General features: G+C 62.3%; 1 protein-coding gene. It reads left to right on the top strand.

The window, feature by feature from the left end:
- A partial coding sequence (locus tag AC1Q6Y_RS28050; protein WP_492625660.1) for an immunoglobulin-like domain-containing protein occupies positions 1-539 on the top strand: 539 nt, incomplete at both ends.

The raw sequence follows: 539 nt of genomic DNA, 5'->3' as shown, positions 1-539 counted from the left end.
GGTCCGGTCACCGTGACGTTGGACAGCGGCAAGGTCATCACCATCGCCGAAGGCCAGAGCTCCGGCAGCTTGCCGGTCATTGTGGGCAACGACGTCTACAAGGGCCCGACCACCGTCACCGAATCCATCAAGGACGCTGTGGGTGGCAACCTGGAATTGGTGTCGCCAAACACAACGCCAGTAACCATCACGGTCAATGACGTCAACGACACCACCACCGTGACCCTGACCGCCACCCCGAGCGTGGCCGAGAACGGCACCATCACTTACACCGCCACGCTGACCGATGCCCAGGGCAAACCGGTCACCGCGCAGAACGGCCCGGTGACCGTGACCCTCGACAGCGGCAAGGTGATCACCATCGCTGCAGGCCAGAGTTCCGGCACCCTGCCGGTGACGGTCGGCAACGACCTCTACAAGGGTCCGACCACCGTCACCGAATCCATCAAGGACGCAGTGGGTGGCAACCTGGAATTGGTGTCGCCAAACACAACGCCAGTAACCACCACGGTCAATGACGTCAACGACACCACCACCGT

The sequence above is a fragment of the Pseudomonas sp. GW823-FHT06E10 genome (assembly GCF_058794995.1).
The sequence above is the reverse complement of the archived record's forward strand: the minus strand, read 5'-3'. Positions and strand labels throughout refer to the sequence as shown.